The organism is Vagococcus fluvialis (assembly GCF_003337315.1).
In the GTDB taxonomy this organism is placed as follows: Bacteria; Bacillota; Bacilli; order Lactobacillales; family Vagococcaceae; genus Vagococcus; species Vagococcus fluvialis.
In genome coordinates this window covers 145812-164282 of sequence record NZ_QPJV01000004.1, presented here as the reverse complement: position 1 = coordinate 164282, position 18471 = coordinate 145812, and the positions used below count along the sequence as shown (strand labels likewise).

Below are 18471 nucleotides of genomic sequence, written 5' to 3'. Positions count from 1 at the left end.
CTAACTGTTAAAATTAGTATTTTTTAATTTTATTCTTCAACAAATGTTACTTTGTTATCCTTCAATGATTCAATTCGGGCTAAAGAATCTACTTTATAACCCTTTTCTTCTAACAAGCTACGTCCATTTTGGAAGGACTTTTCAATCACAATATTAATAGCTTCGATAGTTGCACCAGCTTGGCGGCATAATTCAATTAATCCAAGAGCTGCTTGCCCATTAGCTAAGAAATCATCTACTACTAAAACGTGATCTCCCTCAGTTAAGAATTTAGTTGAAATTGAAATTTCACTTGTTACTTGTTTTGTAAATGAATAAACTTCTGCTGTTAAAAGCTCTTTATTCATTGTTAAACTTTTTTGTTTTCTAGCAAAAATAACTGGAATTCCTAATTCTAAACCAATAAAAACAGCAGGAGCAATACCTGATGATTCAATTGTTACTATTTTAGTAATTCCTTTATCTTTGTAACGACTAGCAAATTCTTTACCAATTAAACTCATTAATGTTGGATCAACTTGATGTGTTAAAAAGCTATCCACTTTTAATACATTTTCCTCTAAGACTGTTCCATCTGTTACTATCTTGTCAATTAATTCTTTCATGGTCTTCCTCCATTTAAACTGATTATTTTGTTGAAAGCAAAAAAAGGCCATGTTTCCTTATTTTGCTTATAGTTCAACATTTGTGGTGCTGAGTAGAAACGATTATCCATATTATAATCATATATAAGCTCTTTAGTTATAAGCCATTTCTTAAGAAATGTCAAATCAAAAAAAGTAAAGAGCATAGCTCTTTACTTTTTAGTTACTTGATATTTAGCAGGTTTTTCAAAACCTTCAAATAATTTATCTGTCATAGTTTGACCAATTTTATTAATAATATCAATATTTTCTGTTTTCTTCTTACTGTCATCTTTCACAACAACAGGTTCTTGTTTTTTAGGCTTTTCATCATACTTCGTTAAATCATAAGTAGCAATCAAAGCATTCATTTTTTTATGATATTTACGATCATTGTTCTTTTTAGCTGTCATATAAGCTGTTACTTTTTTGTAATTATCTTTTTTAGACATTGTCATTTCTTTATAAACATCTTTATCTTTTTTCAGCTCAGTCACATAATCTTTAATAGCAATGTCATAACTTGGGTATTCTTTATAGGTAACCTTTTCAAGTTTTGTTTCTTTTCCTTTTTGTTGAAGTGTTTCAACTTCAATACCCTTGTCCTCATACTGTCCTTCAGTTAAATAAATGTTTTTCTTTTCAGCTACAACATTATTTCCTGAAGTGCTTTGAATGATTGCTTCTGCAATTAAAACTGATGCGTATAAATCATTTTCTTTAGATGTTTTTTGAGCGTCAGCTGATATCTCTTTAATAAAACTTTCTGTTTCTTTTGATTTTTTCATTTTAGCTTCAACAGATTTTTCATGATCATATTGTGTTAAGTCATAAGTTTCGATTAAACCATTTAACTTTTCATCGTAACGAGTATCTGTTGCATAACGACCTGTTAAATATTTAGTCGCTTCTTGGTAAGAATTGGTATTAGCTTTCCAAGCACCTTGATAAAAAGTAGATCTACCTTGAGTTCCACCTGTCATTAACGTTGCATAATCTTCTAGAGATTCCTTATAACTTGGATACTTTCTAAATTTAGCAGTGATTGTGTACATACTGCCTGAACCGTTATCTTCTAACGTAGCCATTTGAACAGAACTACCCTCGTAAGATCCCTTAATCCCAAATAAGTTATAATTAGGAGCTTTCGCTAAACCACTATTTCCCGAACCACTTTCCAAAATAGCTTGAGCAATCATGACTGATGCGTAAAGACCATTTTTTTGTCCAATAGCTCTAGCATCTTCTCCAATTTCCTCAATAAATTCTGCTGTTGACTGATTTCTTGTATAAGAAATCGGCGTTTTATCTTCTTTTATGTTTTTGCCAACTAAATCATCTTTTTTACTTGATGAAGTTGTTGGTGTTTTGCTTGAAGTACTAGTTGTACTACCTGTGTCTTTACCGCTTGATGAACTACTAGAAAAACTATTGCTATTTGATGTAGAAGTACTTGTAGAAGAGCTCGTTGATGAGCTACTAGAAGTTTGACTACTATCAGAAGTAGATGAGGAACTGCTACTAGTCTGGCTAGTTTCAGTTCCTTCACTACTTGAAGTTGTTGTTTCGTCAGTCTCAGTTACTGAAGTATCTGTTGTTTCATCAACGAATGAACTATCTAAATTAGAAGTAAATTCTGAGTCATAATTAATGACTGATGTCACATCAGGTAAACTTGATAACTTTTTAGTTGATGACTGATTGGTTTCTTCTGCTATAGCTACAGTTTGAAGTATCGGTCCACAAATCGAAAACAGAGTTGTACTTATACCAACAAATATACCCATTTTACGATGTGTGTTTTTTTTATGATTGGTTGTCATAATCCTTTACCTCACTTTCTGTTTTATAGTCTATCGATGTCTCCAATTGATTCTAATTTTCTTAATAATTCAGAGAATACCACTTCTGATTCAGCTTTGATTTTCTCTAATTTTCTGTAATAGTTTCTAGCTTCTTGGCTAACTGCACTTAATTCCATTTCAGAATCAGCAACACGGCGTTTAGCTTCATAATTAGCTACATCAACAATTTGGCGGGCTTTTGCTTGAGCTTCTAACATAACATGAGCAATATCAGATTGGTTCATTGAAGCATTTTGTTCAGCTTTAAGATTAGCTAAACGTAATTCTTCTTTAACTCTTGCAAGTTCAGCTTGTAAGCTACCTACTTCTGGAGTTCCAGCATTTTTTAATTCTGAAACTTCTTGTTCTAGACGAGCTGCTCTTGTTTTTTCTGATGCTAATTCAGTTAAACTTGTTGTTACTTCTGCTTGTTGCTCACGCATATTTGATAATTCTTGTTGTAATTCATAAATAGCTTTTTGATTTTCTCTTAATTCAGCTAATTCTTTTTCTAATTCCTCTGTTTGGCTAATTCTTTCATTCATCTCAGTTAACTCCTGTTCGTTTTTCTTCATAATTTGTTTATTATTTTCAATCTCTGTTTCATAACGTTTTGTTAATTCTGTTTCTAACTCTTTTGACTGATTTAATTCTTCTTCTAACTCTTTAATCATACGCTTGTTTTCTTCAATCATTAAACTTTCTTCAGTTGAAGTGTTTTTAGATTCAGCAAGTGTATTTTGTAATTCTTCAATTTTAGCAGCAAAAACAGCATTTTCTGACTTAATTGTTTCAACTAAGTTATTAGCTTTTTCAGCTTCTTCTTTTAATTCATTGTTAGATTGTGTCAATTCTTCTTTTTCAGTAGTTAACTCTGACGTTTGTTTTTCTAACTCTTCTATTTTAACGTCTTTAGCTTCAATTTCACTAGTAAGTTCATCGATTTTAGCATCTAATTCTTGCAGATGCATATTCTCTTCCTCACTTGTTTCAGTCACATTTTCCATATCAAGTAAACGTGATTTTAGCTCATTATTTTCATCTAAAACGTTACCATATTCTTTAAGTTGCTCTGTTAGGCGTTGATTGTTGTCTTCTACAAAGTTCAAACGACTTGTTTGTTCCTTCAGAGATTCATTTTCTAATAACAACTCATTGATCTTTTCTTTCAATTCATTAATCTCAGCTGATTCTTCTTCTAAAACTGCTTGAGCAGGTTCTAAGAAATCTTTTTCATAAGAGAAGTCTGTGTTATCCTCAACTTCTTCTATCTTTTTAGATTCTTCCTCTGACTTAAAGGGACTTACATATGTGTCCTTTTCTGAATTGAAGAATTCTAATTTGTCCTCTTTTTCAGTTGATTCCAAATTAGGAATTGTTAGATCTTTATCACCAGTTGACTCGTAATAATAATAGTAATAATAATCGTCATCATTTTCACTATCATAAACTGCATTAGATGTCTCTAACTCTTGTTCTTCTAAGAGTGTCTCATCTCTGTTGTCACTTTCATCGCGACGTTTTAACCAATTATTAAACAATACAATCCCACCTCACAATAAAACTTATATTTATAAAAACTATGAAACTTCCAAGTATTCTCAGAATAAAAAAACAAAGAAAACCTAAAAAAATAAACTCAACATGCCTATTCTAATGGTACTTATACAAGAAAATTATATCATAACCCTATTAATATGCAACTTTTTTCAATGTGATATTTCACAATAAAATATTATTCTCCGTGAAATTCCTTATACACCACTTGTTTTTTTAATCCTCTAATTTTAGCAACTTCTTTAATCGCTTCTTTACTTGTGAAGCCCATTTCATTTATTAATAAGTTAACATGCTCCATTGGTGTTAAATTTTCTTCTAAAGAATTAGTTTCTTGACTTGGGTCAAACCCTTCAATGATTAAACAACACTCTCCTTTTATTGTTTGCTCTTCAAAAAATTCTAATAATGACTCGATTGTCCCTCGTGTGTATTCTTCATATAGTTTAGTTAACTCTCTACATAGAACTGCTTGTCTTGTTTCCCCAAAAATTTCCTTCATATTTGCTAAAGTTTTAGCAATTCTATGAGGTGATTCATAAAAAATCAAAGCACTCTCCATGTTTTTTAATGTTTGTAGTGCATTTTTTTGTTCGTTATTTTTACGAGGTAAAAAACCATAAAATGTAAATGGCTGAGGAGCAATTCCTGATGCGATCAGAGCTGTAATTCCTGCTGATGCTCCAGGTAAGGATATCACATCAATATCCTCTGAAATGGCTTTGACGACTAATTCATGACCTGGATCACTAATTGATGGCATACCAGCATCACTTACTTGAGCAATTGTTTGCCCCTCTTTTAACATCTCAATTAACTCAGGCACTCTTTCGGCCACATTATGTTCATGTAAACTTATTTGTTTCGTTGAAATATCAAAGTGATTTAATAACTTTTTAGTATTTCTCGTATCTTCGCTTGCAATAATATTAACTTCTTTTAAGGTTTTAACAGAACGAAAGGTCATATCTTCTAAGTTTCCTATTGGTGTTGGGACCAAATAAAGTTTTCCTCTTTCCATATGTTTAAAACTTTTTTGCTGTTTCATTTATTTTACTCCTTTAAAAAAACTGGTTAGGCAATTTGCCTCACCAGTTCTATTTTCCATAAATCATATGTGAACAAAAAACGCATTCTTCATGGTTCTCTCTTCTTGAACCATAAAAATCTTTACAAACATGAAAGCCTTGCTCGTACAGTTTTTCTAAATTCAAACGAGACTTAGATAATTCTTGTTTACTATCTTCTGGTAAATCTTCTCGTTCTAATTTTTCTAAACGATCTCTTAAGTGTTGATTTTCAAGTTCTAAATTCAAATTCTTTTCTAGAACTGTATCAATTACATCTTTCATCTCACCAATTTGGGATAACATGGTTTGTAACGTTTTCTCTACATCTACTAATTCATCATACAGATTTGTTTTTTCCATGCTAATCTTCCCTTTTCATCAGCTCTTTTGCTTCATTTAACTCATCTAAATCATATTCTACAGGAGTTTCTCTAGATTGCAATTTTATCTTCACAACTTCTGATAAAACATTTAATCCAATCACTCTACCTGGACCATCTGGAGTCTCTACTGTTTGCCCAAAATCAGGCATTAGTTTTCTAACTCTTTCATATTCATCATTTTCATAATTTAAACAGCACATCAATCTACCACAAACACCAGAAATTTTAGTTGGATTTAATGATAAACCTTGTTCTTTCGCCATTTTTATTGATACCGCTGCAAAGTCTCCTAAAAAAGTGCTACAACATAGAGGTCTGCCACAAGGACCAATACCTCCTAAAAGCTTAGCCTCATCTCTAACTCCAATTTGTCTAAGTTCAATTCGAGTTTTGAAAATACTTGCTAAGTCTTTAACGAGTTCTCTAAAATCAATTCGACCGTCTGCGGTAAAGCTGAAAATAATTTTACTTCTATCAAATGTATATTCAGCATCAACTAGTTTCATTTCAAGTTGATGTTCTGAAATTTTATTTTTAGTAATAATATAGGCTTCTTTTGCGTCAACTTGGTTTTGTTGGTATTTTCTTAATTCCTTCTCTGTTGCTACTTGAAGGATTGGCTTTAACTCATCTGGTAAATCTTCTTTAGGTATTTCCTTCTTAGGAATTGCAACAAAGGCTAATTCTTTAGCTTTTTGTGACTCTACCAAAACTTCTTGATTGTATGTGTAAGTGATTTGATTAGTTGCACCTGTGTAATAGTAAATTCTTCCAGCTGGCTTAAAGCGAACACCGACTACTTCTACCATTGTGTCGTCCTCCTATATTAATTTAACAACTGCCATACTAACTGCTCACACACACTTTGAAAAGAAACATTAGCTTCTAATTTTCTTCGGGCTGCAATTATTTTTTCTATAGCACTCATTAATTCTTGTTGTTTAATACTTTCATTTTTTATACTTTGTTTTAACTCTAAGCGATATAAAACAAGTAATAGGTCTAAGATTAAAAACTGTTGCTCTTTGTCTTTAGCTATTTTTACGATATGCTGTTGGACAAAAACAAAGCTTAATGAATTTTTACTCTGTAAATATTGAAACCATTTAGACACTATTTCTTTAGAACTATTAAACCACTCATCTTTTGATAATTCAACAGCCATCTCCTTAGAATCACTTAACTCTGCGATAATTTTAATCTGATTTTCAGAAAAATCTGTTACCTGGCTTAATTCAGACTCAATACTTTTCTTAGGAACAGGTTTTAAATAAACTTGTTGACATCTTGATTGAATGGTAGGAATGATTTTATTGATGTTTGAAGTTAAGAAGAAAACATACATCATTCCATCAGGCTCTTCAATAAATTTCAGTAACCCATTAGCTGCGTTAACAGTCATTTTTTCAGCCTGTCTAATAATTAACACTTTTTTTCTCGATTCCATTCCACTTCTAATGAAAGTTTGCTTGATATCTCGTATTTGATCTACTTTTATCGTTTGACCATCTGGCTCAATCGTATTTATATCTGGAAAATCAAAACTTTCCACACGGCGACAGTTATCACAGTTGCCACATGCATCACCTTCAACTGGATTCAAACAAAAGATAGCTTGAGATAACCACAGTGAAAAATCATAGGTCATTTGATGATCTTGATTTTCTATTAAATAAGCATGAGTTAACTTATTGTTTTTCAATACTTTTTGAAACTGTTTAGCTAATTGAGGTTGTGCCTCAAGAATTTGCGATTTTAAATTTTTTTCCATTAGAACTGATGAAATCCTTCCACTGGCATAACAAAAACAGTCGCTCCACCTACTTGAATTTCAATTGGGTAACTGGCATGTGGATCCATAGAAATATCGAAAGTCACAGGAGAGGTTACATACTGCTCTCTTGACTGACACGTCTCTTTAATAACTTGTAAGACCTCTTCGACACGCTCATCCTCAATCCCAACAATAAAAGTAGTATTGCCAGCTCTTAAAAAGCCACCAGTACTTGAAAGTTTAGTTGCACGGATATTGGTTTTAATAAATTCACTAGACAAACGGTTACTATCTTTATCTTGAACAATTGCTAATAAGAGTTTCATCATAATCCCTACCTTTCACAGTTTAAAAAATTGCAGGATATTTTTCCTTGATTAAATCATAACAATTTTTGACAACTTTTTCTATATCTTCTTTAGCATCTACTAAAACTATTCGTTCTGGATTTTCTTTTAATAGGGTTAAGTAGGACTGTCTAACTTTTTGATGAAAGGGTAAGGCCTCTTTATCTAATCGGTCTAATTCTTCTGCTTTTCTACCCTTATTAATGCGCTCAAGTCCAACTTCTGATGGCACATCAAGATAAAGTGTTAAATCAGGTAAGTGTCCTTCAATAGCAAATTGGTTAAGCTCATAGACTTCTTTTTCCCCAATACCTCGTGCTGCTCCTTGATAAGCCACTGAACTATCAATGAATCTATCACATAAAACTAATTTTTCTTCTTTTAAAGCCGGTAATACTTTTTCAACTAAATGTTGTCTTCTAGCAGCTGCATAAAGTAAAGCTTCTGTTCTTTCATCCATTTCAGTATTTTCTGGATCTAAAATAATCTGGCGAATTTTTTCAGAGATTGGAATGCCACCAGGTTCTCTTGTGACAACGACTTCCATTTTACTTGTTTCAACTAACATTTTATTTAGTTCTTTAACAACTGTTGTTTTCCCCGCTCCATCTGGTCCTTCTATTGTAATAAAGATTCCCTTCATTTTAACTCACTCCAATTTCTATAACTCTGTTCTTCCTTCAACTGCTTTAAGTAATGTAATTTCATCTGCATACTCAATATCACTCCCCACTGATAAACCATGGGCTAATCTAGTTACTTTGATACCAGCTGGTTTAATTAAACGAGATAAGTACATAGCAGTAGCTTCACCATCAGTTGTCGCATTAGTTGCAATGATGACTTCTTTGACCTCATCTCCGTGAAGTCTCTTAATAAGGGAGGCAATATTTAAATCATCAGGTCCTGTCCCATCCATTGGAGATAAGACACCATTAAGAACATGATAAAGACCTTTGTACTCTCTCATTTTTTCCATAGACATCACGTCTTTTGTTTCTTCAACAACTAAAATAGTTGATTTATCTCGATTAGGGTTTCGGCAAATATCACAAGTTGCTTCGTCTGTAATATTGCCACAAATATCACAGTAATGTAAATCACGTTTGACACTGATTAAAGACTTAGCAAACTCTGTAACATCTTCTTCTCTCATATTAATTGTGTAGAATGCTAAACGTGTAGCTGTTTTTGCTCCGATTCCTGGGAGTTTCATATAACTTTCAATTAATTTTGCTATAGGAGTTGGATAATGCATCTAAAAGCCTTCTTTCTCTTAAAAAAACAGGAAGTTTCCTTCCTGCTTTCATTTGTCTATTTTATTGTTAGAATCCAGGGATGTTTTTAGTATACTTACCCATCATTTTTTCTGTTTCTACTTCAATTTTTGCTAATACATCATTTGTTGCAGCTAAAACTAAATCTTGAGTCATATCTGCATCTTCTGGATCAAGTACATCTGGTTTGATTTCTACATTAATTACTTTTCGCTCACCAGTCATCGTAATAACAACTAAGCCGTTTCCAGCTTCGCCAGTAAATTCCATGCTATCTAATTGAGCTTTGGTTTCAGTCATTTCCTTTTGCATTTTTTGCATTTGTTTCATCATACCTTGCATATTTCCCATTCCACGCATCATAATAAATCTCTCCTATAATATATAATTAGTCTTCTATAATATTAACAAAAGAACCAAATAATTCTTTTGCTTCATCCACTACTGGATCACTTTGGACTTGTTTTTCTTCACCTGGAGTACTTGATGTATCCATTTGTGAGATAAAGGATTGCCTTAGTTCTGTCCATTGTTCTTTTGGTACACTAATAAAATTAGGTGAATACCTTAATAGTCTTTCAAAGCCATGTCTCATTGCAATTGCTAATTCTTCATCTTGACTTGCCTTTTGACATAAAATTTCATAATCAAAAGCAATCACTAGACTATCCTCACTAGCCGCCACAGGTTCACTTGCTTTTATCATAGCTCTTTGAGTTACGGATAAGAATTGCAATAACTCTTGCCATGCACCTTTAACAGCAATCAGTTGATCTTTTTTAGCCTTTTCTAATACTTGATAAACTTGCTCAGTTGGAATTCTATAAGTTGAAGCTTTCGCCTTTTTAGGTGCATTTGATTGTGTAGCTTCTTGCCTACTAACTTGAATCCCTTTTTCTTTTAAGGAATGAACTTCTAATTCTAGCTGGTTAATTTTATCAAGTAGATAAGAGTTATCTTCATTTGAAGCACCAATTTCACTTGTACTTAACTCACTTGTTTTAGAAGAAGCTAGCGAGCTAGTAGACAACTTAACAGTCATGACTTCTAGAAAGACTGTTGGTTGATAACTAAATCTAATTTCTTTTTGAGTTTCATTTAGTTCATTGATTAACTCATAAAGTTTTTCAACCGTTACTTCTTCACTTAATTTTTTGAAGGTATCTGTTACATAACCAACTTGTTTTTCTAAAATAACAGGTGCTTGTTTATGCATCAGTAAATCACGACAATAAAGTAATAAGTTCTCAACAATTCGATTACTTTCCTTACCATCTCTAAGAAGCTGATTTAAAATATCTAAAGCTTTTTCTGTTTCATGATTAATACAATAAGACAAATATTGATCCATCATGTCATTAGTTAAACTACCTGTTACTTCTAAAGCATCATTTACAGTTAAAGTTTCTTCACTAAAAGATAAGGCCTGATCAAGAATACTTAACGCATCCCTCATACCACCTTCAGCACTCCTAGCAACAATTTTAACAGCTGCATCTTCATAAGAAATATTTTTTTGATCTAAAATATATTTCAAATGACCAACTATATCCTCTAAACCAATACGTTTAAAATCAAAACGTTGTGTTCTTGATATAATAGTTGCTGGAATCTTATGAGGCTCAGTTGTAGCTAATATAAAAATAACGTGTTTAGGTGGTTCTTCTAATGTTTTTAATAAGGCATTAAAGGCACCAGTTGATAACATATGAACCTCATCAATGATATAAATTTTATAAGTCACTTGAGTAGGTGCATATTTCACTTTGTCACGGATTTCTCTAATTTCTTCGACACCATTATTACTAGCAGCATCTATTTCAATAACATCGTTCACTCTACCTTCAGTAATGCCGATACAATCAGGACATTCATTACAAGGTTCTCCGTTTTTAGCAAACTTACAGTTAACTGCTTTAGCAAAAACTTTAGCAGCACTTGTTTTCCCTGTTCCTCTAGGTCCTGTAAAGAGATACGCATGGGACACTTTATCTTGAATAATTGCATTTTTTAATGTTTGGGTAATCATTTGCTGCCCAATCATTGTATCAAATGTCTGAGAACGCCATTCACGATATAACGCTTGATATGCCACTACCATTCTCCTCTCTTTTGAAAACTCACTCTCCATTATAATAGAAATTCATAAAAAATACCATGTTAAACCCTAATAAATCTTTATTTTATCTCCTATAAATCACTTTAGTTTACTTCTTTGGTCGACTTTCGTAAACTATATTTAAGGAGCGTGAAAACTTTGAAATTAACTATTAGAAAAAGAATGATTGAACACATCCCCATTCTTGAAGTTGCACCAGAAGATAAAATAAATGAAGCTTTACCATTAATTGTTTACTACCATGGTTGGCAAACTAAAAAAGAACTAGCATTAACAGCTGGGAAAAAAATTGCTTTAAAAAATATGCGTGTGATTATTCCTGATGGGATGTATCACGGAGAAAGACTGGTTAGTAACCCAACTAAAATACCTTCTTTTAGGTTCTGGTCTACTATTCAGCATAATCTAAGCGAGTTTTCTTTAATCAAAGATTATTTTGAGGAACGTCATTTAGTTAAAGATGATTTACTTGGTGTTGCAGGCTTTTCAATGGGTGGCATGACAACTGCTGGCATTTTAACTCATTTCCCTGAGGTCAAAGCTGCTGCTATTTTAATGGGAGCACCTAACTTTCAAGACTTTATCAACCGCGTAACAACTTATATGACTAAAGAAAATATTTATCATGTTCCTGTTTTAAAAGATTTACTGACTTGGACAACTAACTATGATTTAAACTTAATGCCAGAAAAAATTGATGGTAGACCTCTTTATTTTTGGCATGGCACAGAAGATGCCAAACTACCATACGAGGTAACTCATCAATTTTATCTAGATAATATTCATACTGATTATGGTAAAAATATGCGTTTTGATACAGGTGTTGGTGAACCTCATATTTTAACAATTGATATTATGAACCGAACTGCCGATTTCTTTGAAAAAGAATTTACTAACTAAAATTTACTGACTACTTCTTCAACGTTTTTAATCATAACAGAAATAGTTCCATCTGGATTATTGATAAATTCAATTAATTCCTTGTCTTTAAAAATATCAGTTGGCACACTTAATTCAATCCCATTTGTTAATTTGAATTTTTGTTTACTATATTTTTTTTCATACTTAGGAACATTACTTGGAATTTCTTCTGAGAATTTTGTTTGTTCGATAATCTCAAAATATTCTTGTTTAGCTGATTCGTTATTTTCAAAAACGACATCAGCTATTTTTTCTTTACTAATAATGCCATCTTCTTCAATGCTCTCAAAAATAGCTTGTTGAGTCTGACTCATACTAACATACTCTTCCTCGTTGTATCTGCCTGCTACTTCCTTAACTGCCTTTTTAATAATTTTTAAATTTTCAGTTACTGTAGGCTTTGGATCAACCTGTAAAAATCGTTCTGTGAAAAACAAACGTTTTTGACCTTCAAAACTATATTTTTTCTCTACAATTTCAAGTTCAAAAGTCTCTAAATTAATGAGGCAACATTCGTCAATTCGCTGAGTCATAGAAGGAAAAATCGTTTTATTTAGAATAATATTATTTTGCATTTTATCCTCAACATAAGTCACGTGATGAGTAAAACTTGGCTTGTAGTTGAATTTTAATAACCCTAATTTTGGTGTCCCATTTAATTCTGCTAATTCAACTACTAATAAATCTCCACTTGGAGCATCCTCACTAATGGCTAAGCTATCAAAAACCATTTGAGCCATTTCACTAGATTTTTCAATAAAATCCAACTCTTTATTCGTTGTTAGATGATAAAAATCTGAGCTATCATTTAAAATACCACTTTTGTATTCTGCTTTTTCTAATCTTTTTAAAACTGAGTCTAAATACTGTTTTACGGCATACTCTTTTAAATCAAGTTCAGCCTGTGAACAAATTAAAGAACCTGCTTCTCTATCAATAATATGCAATATCGCTTTTTTTATTTCCATTCTGACACCTCTCATTAGATCCATTAAAAAGAGACTGTGACATAAGCTTTACAACTCATATCCAGTCACTTAACTACTCACATCTTATTTATTAAAGTAATTTTGTACCAAAACTTTTTTAAAACTCTTGCTCTGATTTAAATTCTCTTAACATAATTTGTTTAATCACATTTTCAACTTTTTCATCTTCATAAAGAACTTTATAAATTGTTTCAGTAATTGGCATTTCGATATTTAACTCTCTAGACAATTCGTAAGCTGCTTTAGTTGTTGAAACTCCTTCAACAATCATACCCATATTATCTAAAACATTATCAAGTGAGTGACCCTTTCCTAGTAAATCACCTGCACGCCAGTTTCTTGAATGAACACTTGTACAAGTAACTGCTAAATCTCCTACACCACTTAAGCCAATAAAAGTTAGAGGATCAGCACCCATCGCTACGCCTAATCGACTAATTTCAGCTAAACCGCGTGTCATAATTGCTGCACGCGCGTTATCTCCATAACCTAATCCATGAAGAGCACCTGAACCTAAGGCAATAATATTTTTTAATGCAGCACCTAGCTCTACACCAATTACATCTTGGTTCGTATAAACTCTAAAGTACTCATTTGAAAATATTTGTTGTACATACTCAGCACATGCTAAATCTTTAGCAGCAGCTGTAATAGTTGTTACATCTTTTACAGCCACTTCCTCAGCATGACTTGGGCCTGAAAGAACAACAACATCTTTTCTGTTTTCTTCTGGAATTTCTTCAAGTAAAACCTCAGAAATACGTTTGTATGATTGTTGCTCTAACCCTTTACTTGCATGAATAATAACAGGTTTATTATGTGCAACTGCAACAAATTGTTTAGCAACTTCACGCATTGCTTTTGTCGGTACTACAAAAAGAACAGCGTCTGCGTCTTCCACACATTCTTCTATTGTATAGGCTCCTTTTAAAGCCATTGGTAATTGAATATCTGGTAAATATTTATGATTTGTATGGTTATCATTAATTTCAGTCATTTGTTCTTCATGATGTCCCCAAATTCTTACATCATGACCATTTTCTACTAAAACCATAGCTAAAGCTGTTCCCCATGACCCAGCTCCTAGTACAGCGATTTTTTGCTTCATTATTGAAAGCTCCTTTAATTATCTTTTATCATTTCTAAGTTTATCATACTAAAAGTTCCTTGATAAGGCAAAAAGATAAGAAAAACCTACTAGGCTTTCTTATCTCCTTTAGTTCTATCATAAAATGGTAAATCCATTTTCTTTCTTCTGTAAATTAATAAGCCTATAGCACCAACAAATAGTAATCCAGATAACATTTGAGAGACTCTTATAACGTCACCTATCCATAAACTATCTGTTCGCATTCCCTCGATGAAGAAGCGACCTAATGAATACCAAATAACATAAACAAGTGCTACTTCTCCTTCTTTTAAGAAATTAGGTTTTCTTCTTAGAAGAATTAAAACCACAAAGCCTAATACACTCCAAACACTTTCATAAAGAAAAGTCGGTTGACGGTATTCTCCGTCAATATACATATTTTCAATAATAAACTTAGGTAAGTGAAGTGATTCTAAAAAATTGCGGCTAACTACTTCACCGTAAGCTTCATGATTCATAAAATTACCCCAACGACCAATACCTTGAGCTAAAATGACACTTGGTGCGGCAACATCTAAAAATTTCCAAGTCGAAATAAATCGATGTCTCGTGAAGAAATAAACGACTAAACCACCGGCGATTAAACCTCCATAAATGGCCAATCCACCACTTCTTATAGCTAATATTTGTCCTGGATTTTCAATGTAGTAATCAAGTTCAAATAACACATAATAAAGCCTTGCACCTACAATTGAAATGGGTAAAGCCCAGAGCATTAAATCGACTACATCATCTTCTCTAAGTCCAACCTTAACTGCCTCCTTTGAAGCAAGCCAAGATACGAGTACAATAGCAGAGACAATAATAATTGCGTACCACATTATATCTATCCCAAATAAATTAAACGCTATGGGATTCACACTTAATAACATCATGTATTACTTCTCCTTATCAACAGAATTCTCTTCAATTAATCTTGATAGATTTGACTCAAATTTTTTCGTTGCATCATAACCCATTGTTTTTGCTCTAAAATTCATAGCAGCGACTTCAATGATAGTTGCAACATTTCTACCTGTTGAAACTGGAATAGTGATTCTTGGAACAGGGACATTGCTTAAGGAAATTGTTTCAGTACTACTTCCTAAGCGGTCATATTTGTTATCTTGCTCCCAATCTTGTAAGTTTACCACTAAAGAAATTTGAGATTTATTTCTAACAGAACTTGCTCCAAATAAATTCATAATATCAATAATGCCTACTCCTCGGATTTCCATTAGATGTTCTAAAATCTTTGGAGCTTCCCCAATAACCGTTCGCTCGTCTTGACGGTAAATATCAACTCGGTCATCAGCAATTAAACGGTGACCTTTCTTAATTAACTCAAGACCTGTTTCACTTTTACCAATACCACTACTTCCTTGAATTAAAACACCTAGTCCATAAACTTCCACTAAAACTCCGTGGATAGAGACACGTTCAGCAAGTTGGCTTTCTAAAAAATTAGAAATAATTCCTGATAAAAGAGATGTAGAGATAGTAGATGAAATAATAGGTATTTGTTTTTCCTTAGTCATCTCAACTAGTTCCTCTGGCACTTTAAGCCCTCTTGCCACTACGAAACATGGTGTATCCTCAGCACATAACTTTTTAAAAATCATATCTTTTTCAATAGAAGTCATTTTTTCTGTAAAGGTAATTTCCTTTTTCCCAAACAACTGAATGCGATCAGCTGGATAGTAATTAAAATATCCTGTCAACTCTAGGCCTGGTCTTGAAATTTCGCTAGATGAAACTGTTCGGTCTAAGAAATCTTCTCCTGAATAAACATCTAATTGTAATTGATTAACAATATCTTTTATTTGTACCATTTTTTCACTTCCTTAACTTTAGAAATCAGTATCGACTGTTATAGTTTATCATTTAATGACTGGTTATTCTAGGAAATCAGCCTTAAAACATGAAAAATTAGGCTTTTTTCAATTTGTTATAACGAAGCAAAAAAAGAAACTACAACTCAAGTTGATATCTTTGAGTTATAATTTCTTTTAGCCTATTTACCTATATTTACTTTCATTATGATCTGTCACAATACTATTGATTATTGACATGATGACAGCTATTAAGACTGCTGAGCCAAAACTTGAGAAAGCAAAGTTTGTTTCACCTACAAGTTTTGAGGTCATTTGTAATATAGCTGCATTAATAACAAAACTGAACAGTCCGAAAGTTATCAATGTTATTGGTAAAGAGAAAAAATGCAATATTGGTTTAACAATCATATTTAAAATTGATAACACAACACTTGCAACGATCGCAATAACAAAACTACTGACATAAAATTTAGTTGGAAATAAAACAGATAGTGAAATAAACGCTAACGTATTAACTACTAATCTTTGGAGATAAGACATTAAAAGTCGCTCCAGTCGTCTTCTGAGACGTCTACTTTTTCAGCTTCTTTTCTTGGTCTTGAAGATTTTTTACTACTACTGTATTTATTTCCTTCATATGGATGGAAATTACTGTAAGGTCCATCATAGTTTTGACGATTTGTATTATTTTGTGTGTTTCCAGATGGTAACAACACCATTAAAGCAATATATAGTAGGAATCCTGGGAATCCAGTTGTTGCAACAGAAAGTATTACGTAAATAACACGAACTATTGTTGGATCAATTCCAATGTATTCAGCTACCCCAGCTAATGAACCAGAAATAACAATATTTGATCTAGATTTAGTTAATCGTTTATTCATTTTATTTCACTCCAATTAATTTAATTATCAGTATCCTTTAATAGAATACTACCAGTTGTTGTAGAAAGGTTAACGTAAACTAAGTTGTCTTCTCTAACTCTTCTAAACTCTTCACATTGATTTGTTTTATCTTTTTTCTCACGAATCATTTCAACATCTGAGAAACGGTTTTTAATACTACCAAAATTTGTCTTACATGCTCCTTCAATTCCTGTTTCTTTTGGAATGGCTAATTTAATTGTACCATTCACTGCTGAAGCATCAATTTTTTTAGGTGTTGAACCTTGTGGTGCTGTTACTCTAATTTCACCATTGATTAGTGACACTTTAGTACTTTTAATATTGGCTTTTAATCTAACATTACCGTTAACTGTTTCACCTAGAAAATCAATGATTTCACTATTTTTAACTTCGATTTCGCCATTAACGCCTTCTGTTTCAAGCATACTAGCTGTTACCCCATCAACGGTCATTTCACCATTTGTTGTTTTTAAGAAAATATCACCTAAGTTAAGATCAGTTAACTTAATATCTCCATTTAACATTTTTACTGACATATGATCATAATTACGTTTTGGTAAGTAGAATACTAAATCTACTTTCATACGTTTATTTGGAATTTGGAATGAAATTTTTTCCTCGTCTACATCAATATCAGCTCTTTCTAAGAAAGCTTCAAATAAACTATCTGAGTTAATTTTGCCGTAGAATTTAATATCAGCTGTCACTTTAACATCTGATTGATCCCAAGTTTTAAACGCTACTTTACCATTAGCCACTTTAACATCAATTAATGTCGCTTGATTGTCAGGATAAACAAATTCATGTGTAAATGACTGACTAGCAACACCAGGTACTTTAATGTTAATGTCTTTCCAATCTACATTGTCATTAACTGAACTTGTAACAGCTTCGATTGTTTTTTTGATGAAAGAACCAAACTGAGTTCCAGCTTCACCAACTTTTTCACCTACCTGAGTAAATGTTTCATTAGCTTGTTCTTTCCAATCATCTGGAATTTCAAATTTTGATTTCCACTCATCTTTGACTGTTTCTTTTTGTTCTTTCTTAAATTCTTTTAATTGAGATTTTAGCTCTTCTCTTTCTTCTTGTAATTGCTCTCTTGTTTCTTTTAAGTAAACAACTTCACTTTCAAGTTGAGTTCTCTCAGCAGCTTTAGCTTCAGTTAAACCATCTAGGTCTTCCATTGTATTTAAAACTGTGATTGCTTCATTTTTTTCTGAAATATCTTTATCTAACCCATCAATTTCTACAGAGATTTCATCTAAATTAGCAGATACTTCATTAATACCCTCAGTAATTTCAGCTAATATTTTTTCTAGTCTTTCTTGATCTTGACGTTCATTCTCTTGTAGTTTTTCAAAGAAATCTTCAGTTCCTAAAATATCTTCATCTTCAAGTTTACCTGATTCGTGTTCCTGTTTTTCACTCTCAGTCACTTCTTCTTGTTCAAATGCGACATTCTTTTTAACTTCTGACGCTTCTTTATTTACCAATTTTTCATCTTTTTCAGTTGCAATATTCTCCAATAAAACCAAAGCTTCCTCAGTCGATAATATTCCTTTTTTTACTAACTCTAAAATTCTATCTCTTTCTTGCATGTTAAAGCCTCCCTGTAGGTTTTATAAATCTTATACTCATATTATGCCTTGTCTCTACTCTTTTGTCATAGGTCTTGAGTTGGATTTATGCATATAA

The 18471-nt window shown here is 32.3% G+C and carries 20 protein-coding genes and 1 riboswitch; of the genes, 1 reads left to right on the top strand and 19 read right to left on the bottom strand.

Annotated elements, in window-relative coordinates; translation table 11 throughout:
- Positions 1-29 precede the first annotated feature (29 nt).
- From DFR54_RS05840 to dnaX, 12 genes are all read right to left on the bottom strand, one after another.
- A complete protein-coding gene (locus DFR54_RS05840) occupies positions 30-605 on the bottom strand; it encodes a xanthine phosphoribosyltransferase (RefSeq protein WP_086341607.1) in 576 nt (191 codons plus the stop codon).
- A gap of 49 nt (positions 606-654) precedes the next feature.
- Positions 655-752: riboswitch (purine riboswitch) on the bottom strand.
- A 44-nt stretch (positions 753-796) separates the two neighbouring features.
- Positions 797-2446 (bottom strand): glucosaminidase domain-containing protein, encoded by a 1650-nt coding sequence (locus tag DFR54_RS05835; RefSeq protein WP_114289407.1) that lies wholly within the window; start codon positions 2444-2446, stop codon positions 797-799.
- A 23-nt stretch (positions 2447-2469) separates the two neighbouring features.
- A complete protein-coding gene (locus DFR54_RS05830) occupies positions 2470-4008 on the bottom strand; it encodes a coiled-coil domain-containing protein (protein ID WP_114289405.1) in 1539 nt (512 codons plus the stop codon).
- A gap of 194 nt (positions 4009-4202) precedes the next feature.
- Positions 4203-5072 (bottom strand): 16S rRNA (cytidine(1402)-2'-O)-methyltransferase, encoded by an 870-nt coding sequence (gene rsmI / locus DFR54_RS05825; RefSeq protein WP_114289380.1) that lies wholly within the window; start codon positions 5070-5072, stop codon positions 4203-4205.
- Between the two features lie 49 nt (positions 5073-5121).
- Positions 5122-5454, bottom strand: coding sequence for a DNA replication initiation control protein YabA (locus DFR54_RS05820; RefSeq protein WP_114289378.1), 333 nt, complete (start codon positions 5452-5454; stop codon positions 5122-5124).
- Position 5455: 1 nt separating this feature from the next.
- Positions 5456-6286 carry a PSP1 domain-containing protein gene (locus DFR54_RS05815; protein WP_114289376.1) on the bottom strand — a complete coding sequence of 277 codons (831 nt, stop codon included), beginning with the start codon at positions 6284-6286 and terminating at the stop codon, positions 5456-5458.
- A 17-nt stretch (positions 6287-6303) separates the two neighbouring features.
- A complete protein-coding gene (locus DFR54_RS05810; protein ID WP_114289374.1) occupies positions 6304-7248 on the bottom strand; it encodes a DNA polymerase III subunit delta' in 945 nt (314 codons plus the stop codon).
- Positions 7248-7577 (bottom strand): cyclic-di-AMP receptor, encoded by a 330-nt coding sequence (locus DFR54_RS05805; protein ID WP_086341600.1) that lies wholly within the window; start codon positions 7575-7577, stop codon positions 7248-7250. The genes DFR54_RS05810 and DFR54_RS05805 overlap by 1 nt, the downstream gene beginning before the upstream one ends.
- A 22-nt stretch (positions 7578-7599) precedes the next feature.
- Positions 7600-8241: a dTMP kinase gene (gene tmk / locus DFR54_RS05800; protein ID WP_114289372.1), complete on the bottom strand. Its 642-nt coding sequence runs from the start codon at positions 8239-8241 to the stop codon at positions 7600-7602.
- An 18-nt stretch (positions 8242-8259) separates the two neighbouring features.
- Positions 8260-8856, bottom strand: a complete 597-nt coding sequence (gene recR / locus DFR54_RS05795) for a recombination mediator RecR (protein WP_086341598.1) — start codon at positions 8854-8856, stop codon at positions 8260-8262.
- A 67-nt stretch (positions 8857-8923) separates the two neighbouring features.
- Positions 8924-9238: a YbaB/EbfC family nucleoid-associated protein gene (locus tag DFR54_RS05790; RefSeq protein ID WP_167799043.1), complete on the bottom strand. Its 315-nt coding sequence runs from the start codon at positions 9236-9238 to the stop codon at positions 8924-8926.
- Positions 9239-9263: 25 nt separating this feature from the next.
- Entirely contained in the window at positions 9264-10970 is a 1707-nt protein-coding gene (gene dnaX, locus DFR54_RS05785; protein ID WP_114289370.1) for a DNA polymerase III subunit gamma/tau, read from the bottom strand.
- Positions 10971-11132: 162 nt separating this feature from the next.
- On the opposite strand from dnaX, the gene DFR54_RS05780 reads away from it, so the two are divergent.
- Complete coding sequence (locus DFR54_RS05780; protein ID WP_086341596.1) at positions 11133-11894, top strand: prolyl oligopeptidase family serine peptidase; 762 nt, start codon at positions 11133-11135, stop codon at positions 11892-11894.
- Here DFR54_RS05780 and DFR54_RS05775 read toward each other — a convergent pair.
- The 7 genes from DFR54_RS05775 to liaX form a co-directional block, all read right to left on the bottom strand.
- A complete protein-coding gene (locus tag DFR54_RS05775; RefSeq protein WP_167799041.1) occupies positions 11891-12883 on the bottom strand; it encodes a nucleoid-associated protein in 993 nt (330 codons plus the stop codon). The genes DFR54_RS05780 and DFR54_RS05775 overlap by 4 nt on opposite strands.
- A 118-nt stretch (positions 12884-13001) precedes the next feature.
- Positions 13002-14012, bottom strand: a complete 1011-nt coding sequence (locus DFR54_RS05770; RefSeq protein WP_086341594.1) for an NAD(P)H-dependent glycerol-3-phosphate dehydrogenase — start codon at positions 14010-14012, stop codon at positions 13002-13004.
- Between the two features lie 89 nt (positions 14013-14101).
- Positions 14102-14926, bottom strand: a complete 825-nt coding sequence (gene lgt, locus DFR54_RS05765) for a prolipoprotein diacylglyceryl transferase (protein ID WP_114289497.1) — start codon at positions 14924-14926, stop codon at positions 14102-14104.
- A gap of 6 nt (positions 14927-14932) precedes the next feature.
- Positions 14933-15865, bottom strand: coding sequence for an HPr(Ser) kinase/phosphatase (hprK, locus tag DFR54_RS05760; RefSeq protein WP_086341593.1), 933 nt, complete (start codon positions 15863-15865; stop codon positions 14933-14935).
- Between the two features lie 186 nt (positions 15866-16051).
- Positions 16052-16408 carry a phage holin family protein gene (locus DFR54_RS05755; RefSeq protein ID WP_086341592.1) on the bottom strand — a complete coding sequence of 119 codons (357 nt, stop codon included), beginning with the start codon at positions 16406-16408 and terminating at the stop codon, positions 16052-16054.
- A complete protein-coding gene (locus tag DFR54_RS05750; RefSeq protein WP_086341591.1) occupies positions 16408-16752 on the bottom strand; it encodes a PspC domain-containing protein in 345 nt (114 codons plus the stop codon). The genes DFR54_RS05755 and DFR54_RS05750 overlap by 1 nt, the downstream gene beginning before the upstream one ends.
- A gap of 20 nt (positions 16753-16772) precedes the next feature.
- Entirely contained in the window at positions 16773-18374 is a 1602-nt protein-coding gene (liaX, locus tag DFR54_RS05745) for a daptomycin-sensing surface protein LiaX (RefSeq protein ID WP_114289366.1), read from the bottom strand.
- Positions 18375-18471: the final 97 nt, after the last annotated feature.